18 protein-coding genes are annotated in these 21,384 nt (G+C 48.0%); 15 read left to right on the forward strand and 3 right to left on the reverse strand.

What is annotated here, in order from left to right:
* Nucleotides 1–50 precede the first annotated feature (50 nt).
* From EGM68_RS06335 to EGM68_RS06385, 11 genes are all read left to right on the forward strand, one after another.
* Complete coding sequence (locus EGM68_RS06335; RefSeq protein WP_129548851.1) at nucleotides 51–1,394, forward strand: flippase; 1,344 nt, start codon at nucleotides 51–53, stop codon at nucleotides 1,392–1,394.
* Nucleotides 1,381–2,649 carry a hypothetical protein gene (locus tag EGM68_RS06340; RefSeq protein WP_129548852.1) on the forward strand — a complete coding sequence of 423 codons (1,269 nt, stop codon included), beginning with the start codon at nucleotides 1,381–1,383 and terminating at the stop codon, nucleotides 2,647–2,649. Before EGM68_RS06335 ends, EGM68_RS06340 begins: the two co-directional genes overlap by 14 nt.
* A 702-nt stretch (nucleotides 2,650–3,351) precedes the next feature.
* Entirely contained in the window at nucleotides 3,352–4,566 is a 1,215-nt protein-coding gene (locus EGM68_RS06345) for a glycosyltransferase family 4 protein (RefSeq protein WP_129550299.1), read from the forward strand.
* On the forward strand, nucleotides 4,563–5,804 hold the full coding sequence (locus tag EGM68_RS06350; protein ID WP_129548853.1) for a glycosyltransferase family 4 protein: 1,242 nt from the start codon (nucleotides 4,563–4,565) through the stop codon (nucleotides 5,802–5,804). Before EGM68_RS06345 ends, EGM68_RS06350 begins: the two co-directional genes overlap by 4 nt.
* The gene (locus tag EGM68_RS06355) at nucleotides 5,779–6,591 is read left to right on the forward strand and encodes a WecB/TagA/CpsF family glycosyltransferase (RefSeq protein ID WP_090736348.1); all 813 of its coding nucleotides are present in this window, start codon (nucleotides 5,779–5,781) and stop codon (nucleotides 6,589–6,591) included. Before EGM68_RS06350 ends, EGM68_RS06355 begins: the two co-directional genes overlap by 26 nt.
* A 53-nt stretch (nucleotides 6,592–6,644) precedes the next feature.
* Nucleotides 6,645–7,985: a UDP-glucose dehydrogenase family protein gene (locus tag EGM68_RS06360; RefSeq protein ID WP_129548854.1), complete on the forward strand. Its 1,341-nt coding sequence runs from the start codon at nucleotides 6,645–6,647 to the stop codon at nucleotides 7,983–7,985.
* A 13-nt stretch (nucleotides 7,986–7,998) separates the two neighbouring features.
* Nucleotides 7,999–8,976: an LCP family glycopolymer transferase gene (locus EGM68_RS06365; protein WP_013369843.1), complete on the forward strand. Its 978-nt coding sequence runs from the start codon at nucleotides 7,999–8,001 to the stop codon at nucleotides 8,974–8,976.
* Between the two features lie 118 nt (nucleotides 8,977–9,094).
* A complete protein-coding gene (locus tag EGM68_RS06370) occupies nucleotides 9,095–9,592 on the forward strand; it encodes a hypothetical protein (RefSeq protein ID WP_025678077.1) in 498 nt (165 codons plus the stop codon).
* A 115-nt stretch (nucleotides 9,593–9,707) separates the two neighbouring features.
* Entirely contained in the window at nucleotides 9,708–10,628 is a 921-nt protein-coding gene (locus EGM68_RS06375) for an ABC transporter ATP-binding protein (protein ID WP_129548855.1), read from the forward strand.
* The gene (locus tag EGM68_RS06380) at nucleotides 10,621–11,403 is read left to right on the forward strand and encodes an ABC transporter permease (RefSeq protein ID WP_129548856.1); all 783 of its coding nucleotides are present in this window, start codon (nucleotides 10,621–10,623) and stop codon (nucleotides 11,401–11,403) included. Before EGM68_RS06375 ends, EGM68_RS06380 begins: the two co-directional genes overlap by 8 nt.
* 218 nt (nucleotides 11,404–11,621) lie before the next feature.
* Nucleotides 11,622–12,707, forward strand: a complete 1,086-nt coding sequence (locus EGM68_RS06385; RefSeq protein ID WP_013369847.1) for an AI-2E family transporter — start codon at nucleotides 11,622–11,624, stop codon at nucleotides 12,705–12,707.
* 39 nt (nucleotides 12,708–12,746) lie between these two features.
* On the opposite strand, the gene EGM68_RS06390 is transcribed toward EGM68_RS06385, so the two are convergent.
* Together EGM68_RS06390 and EGM68_RS06395 are read right to left on the reverse strand one after the other, a co-directional pair.
* Nucleotides 12,747–13,208, reverse strand: a complete 462-nt coding sequence (locus EGM68_RS06390) for a bactofilin family protein (protein ID WP_025678079.1) — start codon at nucleotides 13,206–13,208, stop codon at nucleotides 12,747–12,749.
* Between the two features lie 45 nt (nucleotides 13,209–13,253).
* Nucleotides 13,254–14,285, reverse strand: coding sequence for a M23 family metallopeptidase (locus tag EGM68_RS06395; RefSeq protein ID WP_025678082.1), 1,032 nt, complete (start codon nucleotides 14,283–14,285; stop codon nucleotides 13,254–13,256).
* Between the two features lie 122 nt (nucleotides 14,286–14,407).
* On the opposite strand from EGM68_RS06395, the gene cls reads away from it, so the two are divergent.
* Both cls and EGM68_RS06405 read left to right on the forward strand, forming a co-directional pair.
* A complete protein-coding gene (gene cls, locus EGM68_RS06400; protein ID WP_025678084.1) occupies nucleotides 14,408–15,838 on the forward strand; it encodes a cardiolipin synthase in 1,431 nt (476 codons plus the stop codon).
* Nucleotides 15,839–16,032: 194 nt separating this feature from the next.
* Nucleotides 16,033–16,977 (forward strand): YitT family protein, encoded by a 945-nt coding sequence (locus EGM68_RS06405; protein WP_013369852.1) that lies wholly within the window; start codon nucleotides 16,033–16,035, stop codon nucleotides 16,975–16,977.
* Nucleotides 16,978–17,045: 68 nt separating this feature from the next.
* Here the strand turns inward: EGM68_RS06405 and ligD are convergent, their stop codons facing one another.
* On the reverse strand, nucleotides 17,046–17,948 hold the full coding sequence (gene ligD / locus EGM68_RS06410; RefSeq protein ID WP_064962373.1) for a non-homologous end-joining DNA ligase: 903 nt from the start codon (nucleotides 17,946–17,948) through the stop codon (nucleotides 17,046–17,048).
* 212 nt (nucleotides 17,949–18,160) lie between these two features.
* Between ligD and EGM68_RS06415 the strand changes: the two genes are divergently transcribed.
* Together EGM68_RS06415 and EGM68_RS06420 are read left to right on the forward strand one after the other, a co-directional pair.
* On the forward strand, nucleotides 18,161–19,447 hold the full coding sequence (locus EGM68_RS06415; RefSeq protein WP_129548857.1) for a sulfotransferase family protein: 1,287 nt from the start codon (nucleotides 18,161–18,163) through the stop codon (nucleotides 19,445–19,447).
* On the forward strand, nucleotides 19,422–21,347 hold the full coding sequence (locus EGM68_RS06420) for an asparagine synthase-related protein (RefSeq protein WP_129548858.1): 1,926 nt from the start codon (nucleotides 19,422–19,424) through the stop codon (nucleotides 21,345–21,347). Before EGM68_RS06415 ends, EGM68_RS06420 begins: the two co-directional genes overlap by 26 nt.
* The last annotated feature ends 37 nt before the right edge of the window (nucleotides 21,348–21,384 follow it).

A 21,384-nucleotide genomic window follows, 5' to 3' on the forward strand; every position in this document is an offset into this window, starting at 1 on the left:
CAGATCATAAAGCAATGCTTAAGGTCATTTTTCAAGATGGAGTAGAACATATGACATTAGTCAAGAAACGTGCCAAACCGCGCAGAAGTTTGCTGGTGAATACATCCTGGCTGTTCGGTGACAAAATGATTCGCATGGTATTCGGGCTGGCGGTTAGCATCATCATGGCGAGAGTGTTGGGACCAGAGGAACTGGGAAAATGGAATTATGCGGAATCCTTTTTCGGGATGTTCCTGATTTTCACGACCCTTGGCTTTGATTCTATATTAGTACGCGATCTTGTCAAACACCCTAAGGATGAGCACGAGCTATTGGGTACGGCGGTTCTGATGAAGTTGTTAGGTACTTTGGTAGCCATTGTACTGTCCTATTCCTTTATTTCACTGCTCAGACCGGAAGACAGTTCAGTACGGTTAATTAATCTGATTCTGGCTACGGCCTCGGTATTTCAGTTGTTTGATATTATCGACTACTGGTTTCGTGCACAGATGTTGTCCAAATATACGGTTGTTGCCAAGAATACCGCCTTTGTCCTCGGTTCCACCGTCAAAATCATTCTATTGTTGTCCGGTATTCCAATATGGGCAGTGGCGTTGTGTGCTCATGGAGAGTTTCTGCTGGGAAGCCTGCTGCTGCTGTATTTCTTCCATAAGGAAGGACGGCGTGTGAACAAGTGGACGTTCCGCTTCACAACTGCTCGGCGAATCATGAATCACAGCTGGCCGCTTATTTTGTCCTCCTCCGCTGTATATGTACAGGCACGGATTGATCAGGTCATTATCGGTGAATTGTTGGGAAACGAAGCAGTCGGGCAATACTCCGTTGCACTCCGACTCATCGAGGTGCTGGGCTTTATCCCGGTGGTGCTAACGACAGCCTATGCCCCGGTGGTGACGCGTTCCAAGCAGAAAGGAAGCGACGAATACAGACGGACGTTGTCTAACGTGTATCGGCTGATGTTTATATGCTTTCTTGTGACATCAGTCCCCTTATTTTTTCTATCCCAATGGGTAGTAGTTGTGCTGTATGGGAGAGAGTTTGCTGAAGCAGGCTCGCTGTTGTCATTGTTTGCGATTCGTCTATTTTTCACCAACTTTAGTGTCGCCAAAAGCTTGTTTATCACCAATGAAAATTTGTTCAAATACACGTTGCTGACCTCGGTAATAGGTGCGGTTACGAATATCGCCTTCAATTACGCGCTGATCCCATGGCTTGGGGTTCGAGGGTCCTTAGTGGCGACGATATTGTCCTTTACGATATCTGTATTTCTAATGGATTTGTTGTTTAAGGAAGTCAAAGCCAATTTGGGTTGGATGATGAAGTCAATCCTGACCTTCTGGCATGTTCATATTACAGTACCGAAAGTTGGAGAGAACAATCATGATACCGATTAAACCATTTGTTCGGCATGAGGAACAGTGCCCGCATTGTGGAGACACGTTACGTGGGGGAGAGGTACTGTGGCAGGGAATCCACGTATGTGTCAGTACTAAGTGTGAGGGTTGCGGACGTGAATATCTTGAGGATATGAGGGTCGGTCATGCGACGTATTCACCTTATCGTGTAGAAATGCCTGACTATATCCTGACCGGTGATGCGAAGTCAAGAAAATGGCTCGGAGAGCCTTTGCGGCAATCCTTGATGAATCCTTCCTATGATTTAGCAGTCGGTATGACCGTGCATAAAAAGAAAGCTTCTTCGCGTGTGATCATTGTCAACACCATAGATTATTTGTATGGTCATGCGTTGCTTAAGCTGCTGAATGTTCAGCGCGAATACGAGCAATCACCGGAAATGGGGATCATCGTTATTGTGCAAAAGTCGCTGGAGTGGATGGTGCCGGCATATGTGTCTGAAATTTGGACGGTCGATGTGCCGTTCAGCAAGGCACGAAACTTTTATCCTCTGCTACATCATCGGATGATTGAGGAATTGATACGTTTTGATGAGGTGTATGTCAGCCCGGCATATTCACATCCCAGCCAGTTTGAAATTGAGCAATTTACAGGGGTCTCCCGTTATGACGAGGAAGTTGAGTCGGATCCACGCATCACCTTTGTATGGAGGGAAGACCGTTTGTGGAGCGGTAGCTATCATATTGCCAGAGCGGTGCAAAAATTCCCACAGCTCAAACGTGGCCTGAAACCGCTAATTTATCACCAACGCAGCAAAATCATTGGACTGTTCCGCAGACTGAGAGAAAGCTTTCCTGATCATCGTTTTACAGTTGCGGGACTTGGACGCACGGGAAGCTTCCCGGCATGGATTTCTGACGAGCGCGTCTCACGCTTCGATCGGGATAGTGAAATGCGGGTATGTGAGGTGTACGCAGCCAGCCGATTAGTCATTGGCATTCACGGCTCCAATATGCTGCTGCCTTCTGCACATGCAGGTATGACGATTGATTTGATGCCTAAGGACCGATGGGGCAATTATGCCCAGGACATTTTATTTCACGAAACGGATCATCGGCTTACAGCCTACAAATATCGCTTTGTACCGATGGAATCGAGCGTGACTTTGGTAGCGGATATGGCAGCCGCCCAGCTTAAAGGGGCAGACCATTTTAATATGCAAATGATGGAGGAAATACAGCGGCAGGGGGAACATTCAAGTTGGAGGGGAAAGGCCGCTACGGGACGGGTTTGATCTTCCGATCGCTGTTGACGTGGGATTCCTTGGTTTGAATAAGCCCTATAGAGGGCGGAATCCCACGTCAAAGGCGAACGCTGACGCTTCTTCAGATTCAATTTCTTACCCTCCGCTACGTTTCACCGCCGCCAAAAAGAATTTCTCCCTGCCTATAAGGTGGGGGAGGTAAGAGCCGCCTGGCGATAGCTACGCCCTATCGCCGCGAACTTCACACCGAGCATGCAACCGATGTAATTAATTCTCTGTATAGCTCTCTCAAGGCGAAAGAGCTTGATGAATAGTACTCACGGCAAGCGACAGTCAAGCCTAGTTAAAGCATCTTGCTCAGCTTAGCGGTAGTATAGCCATGCTTGCTTGTGAGCGTGCCATAACGTGCCAAGCTTACAAGTTGTTTGACGAAACAACGCCCTGTATGTATTCGCACGCGTACATCGCGCAGCGATGGCACTTCATGCCCAGCATTCCCTTTTTTAAGATGGGGTGACTTTATGGAAACGGGGCTCAGCAGCGGAGTGGATGGAATCGTTCTGAAGAAGCGATAGCGTTCGCCTTTATCCCCGGATTTTAACCTTTAAAGGGGTATATAAATCAGATGAAATCCGGGGGTAACAGCGATCGGAAGAATGATCCATCCACGCAGCGGGCTCTAAACCCCGCATGCCATAACTCACCCAATATGAAATGGCAGGAGTACTGATGATGATTCCAAAAATATTATATCTTCGCAACTTTGCCAGCAAGGTGAATGGAGCCTCATACAATTTGCAGGAAGTCGGCTTGGGTAAAGCGCTCGTCCGTAAAGGCTACGATTGCGATATTGTTTACTACAATGATCGTAAGGAGACCCATCTGGAACAGGTCTACCGCCACGCAGGCTGTACCTTGCGCATTATCTGGCTGCACGGGTTCAAGTTCTTAAGCAACAGCATCTACAGAGATGTTCTCAAAGATTCTTTTCTGGCAGCTTATGATCTGGTCATTACTACAGAATACAACCAGATCATGACCTACCTGCTTTCCCGCAAATGTCCCGAAAAGCTGGCGCTGTATCACGGTCCATACCGAGATAATACGCATGCGCTGATCCGCAAACTGTACGATGTTATGCTGCTGCCTAAGGTGACAAAGTCTCTACGCCGAACCTATGTCAAATCCGATCTTGCCAAGCGCTATCTGGAGAATAAAGGCTTTGACAACGTGATAACGATTGGGGTCGGACTGGATCGCAGCAATGTAGAGAGAGGATTCAACAGTGACGACAACAGTGGAGCGCGCGAGGAAAACCGTGAGGTTGCGAATGAGCTGCGTCGGATCGGAGATCGCCCGGTGCTGCTGTATGTCGGTGTGCTGGAGGAACGGAGAAATATACGTTTTATGCTGAGTACGTTCAAAAGAGTACTCCAAAAGCATCCTGGCTGCCTTTTGTTAATGGTTGGGAATGGACGGAAGATAGATACGGATCGTTATTGGGCATATGCCCAGCAACTGGGGTTGACGGATAGAATTATACATTTTCCAAGAGTGGAGCAACGTCATCTGTGGCAGATTTACGGAGCAGCGGATGTGATGCTGTTTCCGACCCAATACGATATTTTTGGCATGGTACTGCTGGAAAGCATGTTGTTCCGCGTCCCGATTATTTCTTCGGTGAACGGTGGCTCGGTTACCTTGATTGAGGACGGAGTAAGCGGAGTGATGCTGAGAAGCTTTTCGGAAGAGGAATGGGCTGGCCGTATAGGCACGTTGCTGAAGGATGCTGAGCTTAGACAAAGCCTAGCCGAGAAAGCATTTCTTACGATCGAGCGTATGTCGTGGGATCGGATTGCAGATGAAATCGTAAGCCAGCAACGGATCAAACCCATGAGCTCCAATCACGCTATGCAATCAACACAGGAAAGTGGGGCGGCCACGTGAGTCAACAGGTTAGCAGACGAATGACCCCGCCTGTAAGCAAAGTACTGATCATCCATAACTTTTATCAGCAAAGTGGGGGAGAAGACAAGGTTGTCGAGCAGGAATCGGCTATGCTGCGTTCCAGAGGAATAGAGACGGAGCATTACTATGTGCATAACGACAGCATTCAAAGCAAAGGATTGGCCAACATGGCAAAGCTGGCGGTAGAGGCAACCTGGTCCTTCCCAGAATTCAAAAGGATCAAAGGGCTGCTTTTGCGAGTGAAACCGGATGTGGTACATGTGCACAATTTTTTCCCGGTCATATCCCCTTCGGTCTATCATGCCTGTGAACGGCTGGGGATTCCGGTTGTCCAGACCCTGCATAATTACAGGCTGATCTGTCCGGCGGCAACCTTTATGCGAGGGAATGAAGTTTGTGAAAAATGCCTGCACGGCACGCTGCTGCACTCCATCCGTCATGGATGTTACCGAGGCTCGCAGCTGCAGACGATTCCGGTGGCGGCGATGATTAAGTTCAACGAGCTGATCGGCACATGGCAGCACAAGGTAAGTCGCTATATTGCGCTGACGGAGTTTGCACGGGACAAATTTGCCGAAAGCGGCATTCCGCTGGACCGCATCGCAGTAAAACCGAATTTTGTCCATCATCAAACGGTGAAAGCCAAGTATGATCTCAATGATCGTTATTTGTTGTTCGTGGGGCGGATTTCAGCTGAAAAAGGGGTTCGCAATCTATTGCAAGCCTGGTCACAGCTGGAAGATCGGGGCGGATTGAGACTGGTCATCATTGGAGATGGTCCAGAAAAGGCTGAACTGGCGGCTGCTCATCCGCAGGAAGATATTCGGTTTCTCGGCAAGCAAGATGGAGACACGGTGCTGGACTGCATGAGCCGGGCCATGTATGTGATGGTGCCTTCTATTTGGTATGAAGGTTTTCCGATGACGATTGTAGAGTCCTATTCCGTGGGAACGCCGGTATTGTGCAGCCGAATCGGCGCATTGGAGGAAGTTGTGGAGGACGGGGTGACGGGTTTCCATTTTCAACATGATGATCTGGAAAATATAAAGACCGTGATTCGCCGTGCAGTAGCCTATGAGAACTATGCTGCTATGAGACAGAAGGTGGCGCAAAACTATGCTGCACACTATACGGAAGAAGTGAATGTGAAGCAACTGCTAGCGATATATAGCGAGGCTATGGAGGAATGCGATGATGAAGCAGCTGCCCCAGTATAGAGTCGGAAGGATTGCGAGCACAGATGTTGCAGCGCTGACGTTTCAGGAGACGGTACATACGCTGGAACAATGGGCAGTCGGACGAAAGGACAGCTATGTATGTATTTGCAACACTCATTCCATTGTCACGGCCGGGGATCTTCCCGAATTCCACGAAGCGCTCACTCAGGCTGATTTGTGTACTCCAGACGGTATGCCACTGGTTTGGGCACTCAAGCTGTACGGATTCGAGCGTCAGGATCGAGTAGATGGCCCCAGTTTGATGCTCAAGTTGTGTGAACGTGCGCCACAGACGGAGGTGAGCGTATATTTTTACGGCAGTACGCCGGATACGCTGGATAGCTTAAAAGACAGGATAGGACAGGATTACCCTGGAATTCGTATCGCGGGCAGCTTTTCACCGCCATTTCGTGAACTTCAGCCAGATGAGGAGAAACGGATCATTGAGGAAATCAATGCTTCAGGTGCGCATATCATATTCGTCAGTCTGGGCTGTCCGAAGCAGGAAATCTGGATGCATCGCAACAAGGATCGTATCCGTGGCGTGATGATTGGAGTAGGGGCTGCCTTTGACTATATTACAGGCAAGGTTCGCAGGCCACCGCTAATGATACAAAGATTGGGACTGGAATGGCTGTACCGTCTGATCTGTGAGCCAAAGCGTTTGTGGAAGAGGTATGCCTATAACAATCCAATGTATATCTATCGTTTTCTCAAATCCTATCGACATAATAAAAGGCTCACCCTCTATCATAATCGGCATACAGGGAGAGGCATAGAGAAGTAAAGCGGGGCAAAAGTACAGTGAAATAAGACAGCATGTAAAAAGGGGGAATTGCTTTGAAGCTATGTGTAATAGGTGCCGGGTATGTCGGACTGGTGTCAGGGGTCTGTTTTGCCGCGCTTGGCAATACCGTCGTCTGTATCGATCAGAATGAAGATAAAATTCGGCAGTTGCGTGCAGGAGGGGTACCGATTTATGAACCAGGCTTAAAGGCTCTAATTAAAGATAATGTGGAGCAGGGACGGTTGAGCTTTACAACAGATACCGCAGCTTCGGTGCAGGCAGCTGATATTGTTATTTTGGCGGTAGGTACACCTTCATTGCCGAGCGGGGAAGCCAACTTGTCCTATATTGAAGAAGCAGCGTGCGAGGTGGCAGATGCCATGAATGGCTACAAGATCATTGTTACCAAAAGCACGGTGCCTGTCGGAACGAACGAGCGTATTCAAAATTGGATTGCTAGTCGCACGAACTATCCTTTTGGTATCGCTTCAGTTCCTGAATTTTTACGAGAAGGATCGGCGGTTATAGACACCCTACAGCCAGATCGAATCGTCATTGGAGCTTCCGATCCGCATGTATCCGCAGTACTAACAACTCTGCATGAGCCGCTGACCACGAATATCTTAACCACGGATATCCATTCGGCCGAGATGATCAAGTACGCGTCGAATGCCTTTTTGGCGACCAAAATTTCGTTTATTAATGAGATCGCAAATATTTGTGAAAAGGTGGGTGCAGACGTTACACGCGTGGCACACGGTATGGGGCTGGATCAGCGGATCGGTTCCTCCTTTTTGTCTGCTGGCATCGGCTATGGGGGTTCGTGTTTTCCCAAGGATACGCAGGCTTTAATTCAAATTGCAGGCAACGTGGACTATGAATTTAAGCTGCTGAAATCCGTGGTGGAGGTGAATCAGGGACAACGTTTTAACGTGATTCGCAAGCTGAAAGAGGCACTGGGTGAGCTGGAAGGAGCTACGATTGGCATATGGGGGCTGGCATTTAAACCGAACACAGATGATGTAAGAGATGCCCCGGCACTGGATATTATGCAGTCGCTGTTGGAGGCAGGGGCGCATATTCGTGCATATGACCCGATTGCTACTGCTAACTTCCGCCGATTGCTGGACAGCCCGGAAATAAAGTGGGCCGATAGCGCGCGGGAAGCAGCAGAAGGATGCGATGCATTGTGTCTTTTGACGGAATGGGAGGAGTTTGGTGAGGTCGGACTGGGTGAACTGAATGAGCTGATGAAGTATCCCATTATGATTGACGGGCGCAATGTGTATAGGGAAGAACAAATTAGACAATCTGCCTTTGCATACTATTCTGTTGGCAGACCACAGATGAACAATCTGGATATAGATCGTCATCAGTCTGTAGTGAATCCGTAAAGGGAGGCTGACTATGAAACGATGGCTGAAGATGACATTGGGGACTGTGGCGTTATTGGTTGTAGGAGGTGCTGCCTATACCGTCTATGTGTATCATTCCTTTAAAACAGCGGCTGATGCGATGTATCATCCGCGCAGCATCGTGCAGCCCGGAGTGGTCTCTACCCTTGCGACAGGCGGAGCAGGGCGCTCCGCAGGAACAAACACTGGAACAAGTACACCCAATCCGGCAGCCATCTCTCAGTTTAAGCCGTTCACCGTGCTGGTGCTGGGTGTAGATCGGCGACCGCACGATCCAGGACGATCCGATACGATGATCGTTCTATCTATGAATCCCGCCAAGGGTTCGATGTTAATGTTCAACATTCCGCGTGATACACGAACAGAGTTGATCGGTAGAGGGCGTGAGGACAAAATCAATCACGCGTTTGCTTTTGGGGGCGTGGATATGTCGATCCGTACGGTAGAGCATTTTTTGAACCATCCGATAGATTACTATGTACAAATGAATATGGAAGGGTTTGCGAAAATGGTGGATCTTGTGGGGGGAGTGGAGGTCTACAATCCACTTGATTTTCAGTATGAGGGGCATCATTTTGCGCAGGGGAATTTGAACTTGAACGGAGCAGAAGCATTGGCCTATGCCCGTATGCGATTTGATGATCCGCGTGGAGATCTCGGGAGAAATGCTCGCCAGCGAGAGCTGCTCAAGCAAATTCTTGCCCAGTCCATCAGCAAGGAAGGGCTGTTGCGAGTAAAACCGCTACTGGAGGCAGCGGGGGAGCAGATTCGCACAGACATTACCTTTGATGATATGACGACCTTTCTGACCCGGATCGGCCCGTCCCTTAAGCAGATGGATACCGTTGAGGTGAAGGGACATGGGAGCAAAATCAACGGCGTGTATTATTACATCGTAGATGAGCAGGAACGCCAACGTATCCATGGAGTGCTGGAGAAACATTTGGTCACCACTTCTGCATCGCCTTAGACATCCCTTATGCAGGCAAATGTCCTATAGGGAGGACCCGCTATTCTCTTCTAAACTCACCTTGTCCTACATACATCTGTAGAGTATTCGGTATAGTCCAACAGAGGGAGGGACATATGTGCTGCTTAGAAGGAGAGCGGCTTCGGCGTTCGTCCGTAAGCTACTGTACTTTGCAATCCTATGTGGATTGCTATGGCTGCTGTGGATGGGTCTGCGTGGGGTGATGTCTACGGGGGAAGGGGATCAAGCCGTAGAAGCGCTGAACGAGTTCTACACAATGGAGCAATCGGGGAATTTTGGCGGCTCCTGGGAGCTTTTTCATTCACAAATGAAGAAGAAATTCGAGAAGTCCACGTATGTACAGCAGCGTGCGCACGTTTTTATGCAGGATATGGGGACGGATACGTTTACGTTTGAACTGGGGGAGCCGCAGGTAGAATATGACATTCGTACCGATCCAAATGGGGAAGATTTAGGGAAGGTCTACCGTATTACGGTCACTCAGCATTACAAGACCCGATTCGGTAATTTTGATATCGTACAGCCTTGTTATGTGACGCAGGAAGATGAGGAGTGGAGGGTGCTTTGGATATACAAGGAAAAGGAACAAACGTGATATGGTGTTCTCAAAGGTGTTTCTGAAAGGATAAATATGGTACAATACTTCCAAAACCGGAAATGTACAGTAAAATGGATGACAGCTTCACTCCGGATGGAAGGAGTTTCATAGCATGCAGCAAGCGACAGGGCAGGTTCCCGTCATACGTATGGAGGGTGTGAGTAAAATCATTTCCTCAAAAGCGATCCTGGACAATCTGACACTGGAGGTTCCGGCCGGACAGGTATTTGGTTTTCTCGGACCCAACGGTGCGGGAAAAACGACCACCATTCGTATGATGGTTGGCCTGATTTCGATCAGCAAGGGTGATATTCATATTTGCGGAGACAGCATCAATACCGATTTTGAAAAGGCTGTTTCCCATGTCGGTGCGATTGTTGAGAACCCGGAGATGTACAAGTTTCTGACAGGCTATCAAAATTTGCAGCATTTTGCGCGCATGTCTCCAGGGGTGACCCAAGAGCGTATAGATGAAGCGATTCGTCTGGTGGGACTCGGAAACCGAATTCACGATAAAGTCAAAACCTACTCGCTCGGGATGCGACAGCGACTCGGAGTAGCTCAGGCGATTTTGCATCGTCCGAAGCTGCTCGTGCTGGATGAGCCGACCAATGGCTTGGACCCACAGGGTATTCGTGAACTGCGGGATTATTTGCGTCAATTAACCCGTACGGAAGGAATTACGGTGTTTGTATCGAGTCATTTATTGTCCGAGATGGAGCTGATGTGCGACCGCGTGGCTATTATTCAGAGCGGACGGTTGGTCGATATCAAGCAGCTGAAGAATACAGAGGGAGAAGTGCAGACGGCGGAAATTGCTTTTGAAGTCAATGATGCCGAGCAAGCTTATACGCTTGCTGGAGCAGGGCAAGTCGAAGGCAATCAACTACTGCTTCACCTGGAGCGGGAACAGATTGCAGAGATGAACAGTCTGCTGGCTGCAAATGGAGTCAAGGTGTATGCCATTCGCCCGGTTGCCCGTACGTTGGAAGATCAATTTTTGGAAGTGACGGGAGGCGGGTCCATTGGCTGATTTCTTCAAGCTGGTACATAATGAAAATCTCAAAATCTACTTGCGTGTGCGCACATGGATCATGCTGGGGCTGCTGGCAGTCATCACCGCTGTGATTCCGATGCTGATTTCTCTGGTTTCCGATCAGGTCAGTGTGTGGGATGGCATCGCATTGACAACATTATTTACATTTTTCCTCAATACGACGTTTACGGTCATTGTAGCTGCTGATTCGGTGGCTGGTGAATTTACATGGGGAACGATTAAGCTACTGCTCATTCGCCCTTGGACTCGCAGCAAAATTCTGTTGTCCAAGTATATATCGGTGATTTTGTTCAGCTTGCTCGGAACGATCGTTTTGGTTTTGATGGTTACGCTGTCCTCCTGGCTGATGTTATCGAAGGATGCACCAGCGGGCTCTGTTCCGCTGTTCAGTGATCCGGTATCTTACGTAACGCTGAACTTTTTGTATAGCTATATCGCCCTATTCGTGACCATGGCTTTTGCATTTATGTTATCTGCGGTGTTTCGTTCGAGCGCTTTGGCGATTGGTTTGTCTTTGTTTATGATGTTCACCAAAACAGTGTATAACTCGATTGGTTTGTTCAGCACAGATCGTTTTGAATGGACCCAATACGTACTCTTTACGCATATGGATCTGAAAAAATATCTAGATATGCCACCGGGTACAGTAACTTCCGATCTAACCTTTTCGCTCACCGTGCTGGCTGCTTATTATGTGTTTTTTATCGCAATTGCCTGGGTGGTTTTCGTAAAACGCGATGTTTCAACCTAAACACGTATCTCTTAGAATGTGTGATTTAATCATACGAGGATTTTGGCAAAATGCTAAGATCACAAAAAGGAAGTCCAATGCCTAGCCATTTGGACTTCCTTTTTTGCTACATATTCTGTAAGTGTGGGTATATTGTAATCTATTTTCAGCAAGAATCAATCAATAGGGTCGGTTTGCGTTTAAAGAAGTAGAGAGAAACAGAACAGGGGGCGCATGATATGCTGCAAAATAATCGTTTTTTTCGTCTGACTTCAGGAATCGTCATGCTATTGCTCATCATTTACTTGGGCACCAAAGTAAGCTTTATATTCAGTCCTCTCGTATCCTTGGTCAGCCTGCTGATAGTACCGCTGATGCTATCTTTTTTCCTCTATTATTTATTGAGACCGATCGTAGATGTCATGGAACGAAGAAAAATCAAACGATCGATTTCCATATTACTGATTTATTTGGTCATTGGCGTGTTACTGTTCCTCTTCTCATGGGGAGTATGGCCTACGCTCCGTGATCAGGTGACCAATTTATTTGAGAATGCGCCGAAGCTCATTAAAAGTCTGGTTGATCAATTAAGCCAATGGCGGCATAATCAATCCTTGAGACAAGTGCTGCCTCCGGGTGAAGACCCGCTGTCACAACTGTCAGATACGTTAAACGAAGCTTTTTCAACGCTGTCAGATTATTCGGTAAAGCTGGTATCGTTCGTATCCTACTTTTTTATCGTATTGGCTACCTTTCCCATATTGCTCTACTACATGCTGAAGGAAGGAAGCAAGTTTGGTCCTAAAATGCTCAACTTCTTTCCTAAAAAATATCATAAGGACGCGCTGGAAGTGATGGAGGATATTGATAGTGCACTCAGCAGCTTTATCGTCAGTCGAGTGCTGATCAATGTCGCGTTGGGCTTGATGATGTTCCTTGGATTTTTGATTATTGGTTTGCCTTATGCTTTGCTACTTGCCGTTATTTCGATTTTCCTTAATTTTATTCCCTATGTGGGGGCAGTAGCTGCTTCTATACCTGTGGTTATCATTGGATTTCTCGAATCGCCTTCCATGGCGCTCTGGTCGCTGGTGGTGGTGATCGTTGCACAGCAAATTCAGGATAATTGGCTGTCACCGATTGTCTTTGGCAAGCAACTGGACATTCATCCGTTGACTGTCGTCATTTTATTGCTAGTTGGTGGCGATCTACTTGGGATCTTGGGTATCATTTTGGTTATTCCATTGTATATGTGTGGCAAAATCGTCATACGCAAGGTATACCATTTATTTTTGGAACGCAGAGTGGAGGATATTATGGAGTAAATGGAGGCTTTGCTAGAAATATAAGGAGTGTAAGCCGCCCTATCCCGCTTCGGGTTGTAGGGAGGCTTGGCTGTCCTCATTGTCTTGGCTGAAACTGGATTGATTTTCATCATCTGATTTCTCTATAGCAGTTGGCGACTCTGCCTCCATAGTTTGGTTCATTTGACTCGTGCCGTTCAGTATGCCGCCTTCAGAAATGACCAATGTAGGGGTCGCCGTATTTCCATATAGTTCGCCTGTCGGTGTAATGGTCAGCCGTCCTTCCGCGGTGATGCTGCCGAATACCTTGCCGGCAAGAATGACGTCCCGTGCAATGATGTCCGAACGTACAACTGCTGATTCTCCAATGACGACAGTACGAGTGCTGTAGATATCGCCCTGGAAATGACCGTCAATGCGAATGTTGGCCTCTGCCTCAATCGTACCTTCAAAGCTAGTGCCGTTAGCGAGCAGTGTATCCGTCGCCGGGGTGGAGAGCTTTTTTTTGGATTCCTTGAACATGAACGTTTTCCTCCAATCCTTTATGGTAAGTATTTTGCAAAATCCTTATTGTACATACAGCAATGGATCGACAGGTTGGTTATGCTTGACGATCTGAAAATGAAGATGAGGTCCCGTGCTTCTCCCTGTACTTCCCAGCAGGCCAATGGTCTGTCCTTTGTGAACACGGTCCCCGGGAGCTACCTGCATCCCGCTTAGGTGCATATACCAGCTTTGGAGTCCGTCAGGATGCTGAATGATGATGCAATTGCCACGGGCTCCGCTGGAAGCGGCCTCCAGCACAGTGCCTGCCCCTGCCGCATAGACAGGATCACCGGATTGACCGGCAATGTCCACGCCGGAGTGAAAAGCGGATCTACCTGTAAATGGGTCGCTGCGATAACCGAAACTGGAGGTCATGCGCCGCGAACCAACAGGCCAAATGGAGGGTCTCCCTTGTTCAGCAAGTGCCAGTCTGCGGGTCTGGAGCAGCTGTGCGGCTTGTTGGCGCTCCAGGTTCTGCTGGACGGCATTTGCCTGTTGAATAGAGCGCGGAACCGTACGCTCCACAGTGTCTAGCAGAGCTTCGATTTCCTGAAAATCATCCATGACCTGGCGGGCTAGAAGAGCTGTATTTTCATGCACTGCGATCAATTCGCCCCCAGTATGGCCGGAAGCATCCCAGGAGAGCGGGGTTATGGTTGATTTATTGCTGCTTGCGCTGGAGGAATTTCCGTGTTTACGAATGAATTGCTGCATTTGTTGCTCCAGCTCTGTTACACGCTGGAGACGTTCGCGAATACTGGTGGCTTGATTCGTCAGCTCCATGACTTCCTGCCGCAGTCGCCCAATGGCTGCGTCTTTGTCTGCTACTGTGACCTCCATCTGCAAACTCTGGACAGCAAGATTGGTTTCCATTTGGGAAATAATATGGGAAGAACGGATTTGCAGCCCGATCACGAGCGTAGAGATTGATGCGATCACAAGGGTCGGGACGAGAATGACAGCGGCTGCGGAGCATTGTAGCTGCTTGGGCGGTTGCTGTGCATCCCGAATGACAAGCAGGGTCATCCGGCGATTTAGGCTTCCTTTTTTCATAATCGCTCCTTTCCGGACATCGCTCCTATAGTGCTTGGTTACTATCTATTCAGCTTAAGAGGCAAACATGTCAAGAAAATTGGAGCTTTGTATAAAACGTAGATATATAAGGAGGCTTAGACATGCTGTGGTTGCTGTTGGTTTTAATTATTTTTATTTTTCAGACCGGGACGATTCTGCTCTTTGAATTTCGCAAGCCGTCCAAAGCGGTAGCCTGGCTCTTTATTTTGTTTTGCTTCCCGCTTATTGGTTTTGTGGTGTACTATTTTGTTGCACAGGATTACCAGAAGCGCAAAGTGGTTCGTAAAGCAGGATCGCAGCTATTTCGTGAATTCCGTGAACGTCTGTGGGCGCAAACCAAGGTGATTGAAAATGTAGAGCAAATGCACAATCCTCATTTTAAGCATCAGGAGCGTCTGTTTAACCAGTTAATTCGTATGTCGGAAAACCCGTTGACAGGCTGCAACCGTACACGTGTGCTGACGAACGGGGAAGAAACCTTTGAGGCTATGCTAACAGCGATGGAACAGGCACAACATCATATCCATGTGGAGTTTTACATATTTCGGGCAGACGAAATCGGAAAAAAATTTCAGAAGGTCATGATCCGTAAGGCACGCGAGGGAGTTAAGGTACGATTCATTGTGGACGGCGTAGGGAGCTACAATTTACCCTATTCATTTATTCGCACCTGTAATGAGGCTGGGGTCGAATTTCATTATTTTCTACCGCCGTTTTTCGCCACGCTAGACCGCCGGATTAACTATCGTAATCACCGGAAAATCGTAGTGGTGGACGGCACGATCGGATTTGTGGGGGGAATCAATGTAGGCGACGATTATCTCGGAAAGTACCCCAAAGTGGGGTTTTGGAGGGATACGCATTTGCAGATTGAAGGAGATGGCGTCTATTTTCTGCAAAATGTGTTTCTTAGCGATTGGAAGCTGGCTTCGGGAGAGAGGCTGATGGACGTGAATTTATTTCCTCCACATACCTGCACAGGGGATGAGGAAGTACAGATTTTGAGCAGTGGTCCCGATCAGGTATGGGACACGATTCAGGAATTGTGCTTTGGAGCGCTCACGGTTGCCAAAAAGCGGATTTGGATAACGACGCCGTATTTTATTCCCGATCCGGGGATTTATGAGGCGCTGAAGCTGGCGGCCGTCAGTGGCATAGATGTGAAAATTATTATTCCCTACCAATCAGATTCAAAACTGGTTCACCTGGCGTCACTGTCCTATGTACAAGATTTGCTTGAGGCGGGAGTGGAGTTCTACCAATATCGAAAAGGATTTATCCACGCCAAAGTGGTAATTGTGGACGATTTGCTCGGCTCGGTTGGGACCGCCAATATGGACATGCGAAGCTTTTTCTATAATTTTGAGTTGACCGCTGTACTTTTTGCGACTTCGGCGTTAAAACGGCTTTCGGCAGATTTTGTAGAGGACATTTCCAACTCTTCAAAAATAGATTTGAACGTGTTCCGCAGACGTCCTCGATCTCAAAAAATAGCTGAAATTCTAACTCGCATGCTCTCTCCCCTCCTTTAGAGGCGGTTTTCGCCGTTTTTATCAATATAATCCCGCTTTATTGTGATTTATGTGCTCTTTGCTAACTTTTTTGCGCAAAATCACAGTTTTATGATATACTAATCATATAACTAAGCGCCGTAAAGGAGAGGGGACTGCGGAGAGCAGCCCCTTTTTCGGTCTAATATACCATACTGTAACGGGGGGATTTATATATGAGTGTAGTGAGCAAGGAAGTCCAAAATCTGTCTGAGATCACAGATGTAACCGGAGAGTTGACCAAGATCAGCAAAATTCCAGCTAATCCAAAGAACAAAGTAAAACGCTTATTACAGCGTGCAGCCATGATCGTGGTTGGTGCAGCGCTGATGGCAGTGGGATTGGAAATATTCCTGGTTCCTAACGGCGTTATTGACGGAGGCGTTACAGGTATCTCCATTATGGCCTCCAAGATTACTGGTTATCCGCTCGGTATTTTCCTGACCCTGTTGAACCTTCCATTTTTACTTATCGGTTACAAACAAATCGGTAAAACCTTCGCTTTATCCACATTATTCGGCATCGTCGTTATGTCCATCGGAACTGCGTTACTTCACAATGTAAGTGCATTGACTCCTGGGGAACCGCTGCTTGGTGCTATCTTTGGGGGTGTCATTCTCGGCGTTGGGGTAGGTCTTGTGATTCGGTCCGGAGGCTCGCTGGATGGGACAGAGATCGTAGCTATTCTCGTCAGTGAAAAAACTCCTTTTTCGGTCGGTGAGATCGTACTGTTTGTTAATATTTTCATTCTGGGAAGTGCGGGTTTTGTGTTCGGTTGGCCGAATGCCCTGTATTCCATGATTGCTTATTATATTGCTATGAAAATGATTGATATTACGATTGAGGGTCTGGATCAGTCCAAATCGGTCTGGATTATTAGTGATAAATATCGTGATATCGGAGATGCCCTGACGGACCGTCTTGGACGGGGTGTAACTTACCTGGAAGGTGAAGGCGGCTTTACAGGCGAGAGCAAGAAAGTGATTTTTGTCGTCATTACCCGACTGGAGGAAGCGAAGCTCAAGAGCATCGTTGAGGATTGGGACCCGCACGCCTTCATTGCGATTGGTAATATTCACGATGTGAAGGGCGGACGTTTTAAGAAAAAAGGAATACACTAGCGCAAGGGGACAATTTCTCAGCCTATGGCTGCGGGGTTCGTCCCCTTTTTTGTGCTTCAAAGCATGGATTAGGTTGGGTGTGTTTTGGAACGCATATGCTTGAGGAGGTCCTCTACAGGCTGGGGAGGAACCTTGTCGATCAAGTCGCCTATCTGGTTTAACCGTTCCTCAATATTCAGCAAATGGTAATTCAGTGGTGACACATCCTGCCGTACCTCTTCCCAGGTTAGTGGAGTGGAGACCGTAGCGCCGGGACGTGCCCGTGGAGTATAAGGAGCGGCTAAGGTTTTTCCCTGATAATGCTGCAAATAATCAAAATAAATGGCTGTTCCGCGATCCTTCTTTAATCGTTCCAGTGTGAATAGATGCGGGTGTTTTTCCGTTACAAATTGTCCAACCAACAGTCCGATGCTGCGAAGCTCGTCAAAGGTTATGCCTGGACGGATTGGGACGATAATTTGTACACCCGTGGCCCCGGAGGTTTTGGGGACAGAGTCCAACCCAAGCGAAGCTAATACTTCGCCTACAATGGAGGCAGCCTCCATAATGCGTGGCTCGACCTCTCTGGATGGATCAAGATCAATCATCCATTCACAGGGCAATTGGCTTCCTGCTAGGTGCAGAGAGGGATGAAATTCCAACGCAGCTTGATTACCGAGCCAGAGTAGTTGGGGCAGCTTGCCAAGCACGATATACTCAATGCCATCATGCAGAGCGGTTTCAATGTAGTCTGGCCGAGGATGTGGGGCATTTTTCTGATAAAAAAAGTCCCCATGAATCCCATGTGGCCAACGGATGACAGTCAGTAGACGCTGATGGCAATATTTGAGCAGGAAGGGGGCCAATACCGCAAGCTTGCGAAGATATAGCGCCTTAGTTACACCTGCTTCGGGCCACAGCGGTTTATCCGGGTTTGTGATCGCAATTTCGTGACCTTCAATCGTAATCGTACCTTTAACAGCTCGTCCCATAGTGCTATGCTCCTTTGGTTAACATGCAGCAAGATCATTATTTACAGACAACTGGCTGCACTTCTACATCTACATAAGGTTTAACATGAGCGTGCAGCACAGAATTTATCCATCAAGGGGATTGACAAGATACATTATGTATCATAAATTATAATAAAAATACGATATGTATCTATTAAAACGTCTTGAGCAGAGGTAGAGGAGGAGTGTGCTTGATTGAAAAGCAGGGCGGAAAGCTAGTATTTCTGTTGAGTGTCCCTCGAAGTGGAAGCTCGCTGCTAACCGCCATTTTGCAAAACCATTCCCGTCTGTTTGCCACGCAGGAAATGTGGTTTCTGCTCAGTTTATATGATCTTCCTCAGTCACATGCACGGCCATATGGAGGAACAGGAATACTCCGGCAATTTTTTAAAGGTATGGTCCCTCCACATGTATTGGAGCAGGCCGCTCGTTCGTATGCACTTGAAATATATAATGGCCTGCTTCAAGGGACGACCGCTGATATGCTTATCGACAAATCACCGCGTTACTATACAGTGCTTGAATTTGTAGACCGTTTGTTCCCGGCTGCCCGTCGAGTGTGGCTTATCCGCAATCCTTTGTCCATCGTGGCCTCGTTTAAAAAGGTCAATCAGCTCCGAAATGGGAAATTTCACCTGCTGAAGGAACTGGGAAGTCCGCATTTTAATATGAAAATGACAGATATTACGGTTGGTTTGTTCCGGTACGCTCATTATTTTGCCACACCTCATCCACTTGCATACCCACTGATGTATGAACAGCTCGTAGCCAATCCAAGGATGGAGATTGAGAAGCTGTGTCATTTTCTAAAGATCCATTATGAGCCGGGGATGGAAAGGTACGGGAACTTTGCGGATACGCCCCAATCCAATCTTTTTTATAGCATGGGAGCGGGTGATCCGTTTGTCATGGAGCATGAACAGGCGCATCAGAATTCGGTACATAGTTGGCAACATCTGTTGAGTACAATGGAAATTGAACTGTATTGCAGAAGTATTGGAGCTCGCTTGTTTAGGCAGCTTGGTTACGGGGAAGCGCTGGAACAGGCTGAGCAGTTGACGGGAGTCCGCTTTGAGGATGACCCGGATGTAGAGCTGTTGAGTCGACGTACACACCAGTTCCTCCAACAAAGTGGCTTTGAATGGAAGGCAGCTTATCGGATGCTGGAAGATCGGGATGCAGATAACAAAGAATTCATGACAAATGCAACCTGTCGTGCTGCACCTCACAACCCGGCAAGGATGGATATGGCACAGATCGTGAGTGATCGACGAATTCAATCACTGGAAAACAGACTAGCACATAGCTTTGAGGAACGGAACCGGCTGATCGCGCAGCTCCAAAGCTATCAGCGCCCAAGCCAAGGATTCCGGTCCCATTTATTGGCCCGTAAGTTCGGGCGCTGGGCGTCTGAAGTATTATCAAGTATCGGAAAAGAAAAGGGGGGAGAACGTGAGTGCAATTGCCGGAATCTATAGATTTGGGCATGAGTCTGTATATGCTGAAGAAGGCGAAAAAATGATGCAAACTCTGCAAAAATATCCCGCTGACCGCGTGTGCGCTTGGTGTGAAGGTTCGATTTTTTTGGGATGTCATGCCCAGCATGTGACCCCAGAATCTGTTCATGAGCGTCTTCCCTTTTATGATGAGCTAAGAGATTTGGCCATCACGGCCGATGCGATCATTGACAATCGTTCTGAGCTGTTTGAACGGCTGGCAATTGAGCAGGGGCAGCGGCAAGGTATCACGGACAGCGAGCTGATTTTGCTGGCATATGACAAATGGGGTGTAAATGCAGCAAGCTATCTGATAGGTGATTTTGCCTTTGTCATTTGGGATGCTAAGAAACATCGGTTATATGGTGCTAGAGATATGACAGGCAATCGTACGCTGTACACCTACCAACATGACGGAGGATTTGCGTTTAGCACGGTAGTCGCTCCGCTATTGGTTCTGTCCTCTCTGCGAAAAGAACTGCATGAACCATGGCTGGCCGAATTCTTATCGATCCGTGCAATGCAGGAATCCGTCGATATCGGGACAACCGCCTACAAGCATATCAACCAGCTACCTCCTGCACATTGGTTCACTATGGAAGAGGGAAAGCAATCGCTCTGTAAATATGCATGTCTGGATGAGGTAGAGCCGTTGCGGCTCAAAACAGGTGGCGAATACATAGAAGCTTTCCGCGAGGTATTCTCCCAGGCGGTAACTGCCCGATTACGGACGCATCGCGCTGTAGGGGCTGCCCTGAGTGGGGGATTGGATTCCGGAGCGGTTGCCAGCTTTGCCGCACCAGCGCTGCACTTACAACACAAGCCGCTACATGCCTACAGCTATGTACCTGTTCAAGATTTTACAGATTGGACACCGCCTACATTGCTGGCGAACGAACGCAGCTATATTCAGTCCACGGCTCGCTATGTGGGCAACATTCGTGAAAATTATATGGATTTTGAGGGGAAAAGTCCGTTTTCTGAAATTGATATTTGGCTGGAGTTGATGGAGGCTCCCTACAAATATTTTGAAAACTCCTTCTGGATTAGAGGTTTTTATGAGAAAGCACAGGAACATAATGTCGGAGTTCTGTTGACTGGGGCACGGGGCAATTTTACCGTATCGTGGGGGCCTGCACTGGACTATTATGCCCGTCAGTTTCGCCGTTTGCATTGGCTGCAATCTTGGCAGGGAGTTAGGCGGTATAGCAAGCTTACAGGCAGTCGTATGTCTCATTTACTGCCCGTGATGTTGAAAAAAGCCACCTCACTTGACGCTCGCACATGGTGGGGACGTGGCAAGCAAAGTCCGATTCCTTCACTGATTCACCCGGAGTTTGCCAAGCGGATGAATGTAGAAGATATTCCCGTATTGAGTGGAACTGGCTGGAGGAAAAATGCCGATCAGACAAGAAAAGAGAAGTTTTCAAATTTGGCGATTGCCAACAAAAATGGTGTCATGGCGACCAAACTTTCACTTCGTTATGGCCTGTGGGAACGTGATCCGACCGGGGACAGCCGTGTCATTCGCTTTTGCTTATCGGTACCTTTTGAACAATATGTACAAAATGGCCGGGACCGTGCCCTCATTCGTAAAGCTATGCGTGATCATCTCCCTGATGATGTTCGGTTGAACCAGCGAGTACGCGGCGTACAGCCTGCGGATTGGCTACATCGTATGCTGCCTTGCTGGGACACATTTATGGGAGAGCTGCAAGTGATGTGTCATGATTTACGAGCTGCCGAATATCTCAATATGGACTACATTAAGACGGCTATGGCGAAATACCGACATCCCCGTCCGGACCAGGCATCCGATCCGAATATACGACTATTCATGCACAGCCTGATCGTGTACCGTTTTCTCTGTGGTTTGAACTGATTTGGATCTAACCGATCAGACGGCGTGCCATTCGTGG

Source organism: Paenibacillus sp. M-152, from assembly GCF_003856555.1.
GTDB classification, from domain to species: domain Bacteria; phylum Bacillota; class Bacilli; order Paenibacillales; family Paenibacillaceae; genus Paenibacillus; species Paenibacillus polymyxa_C.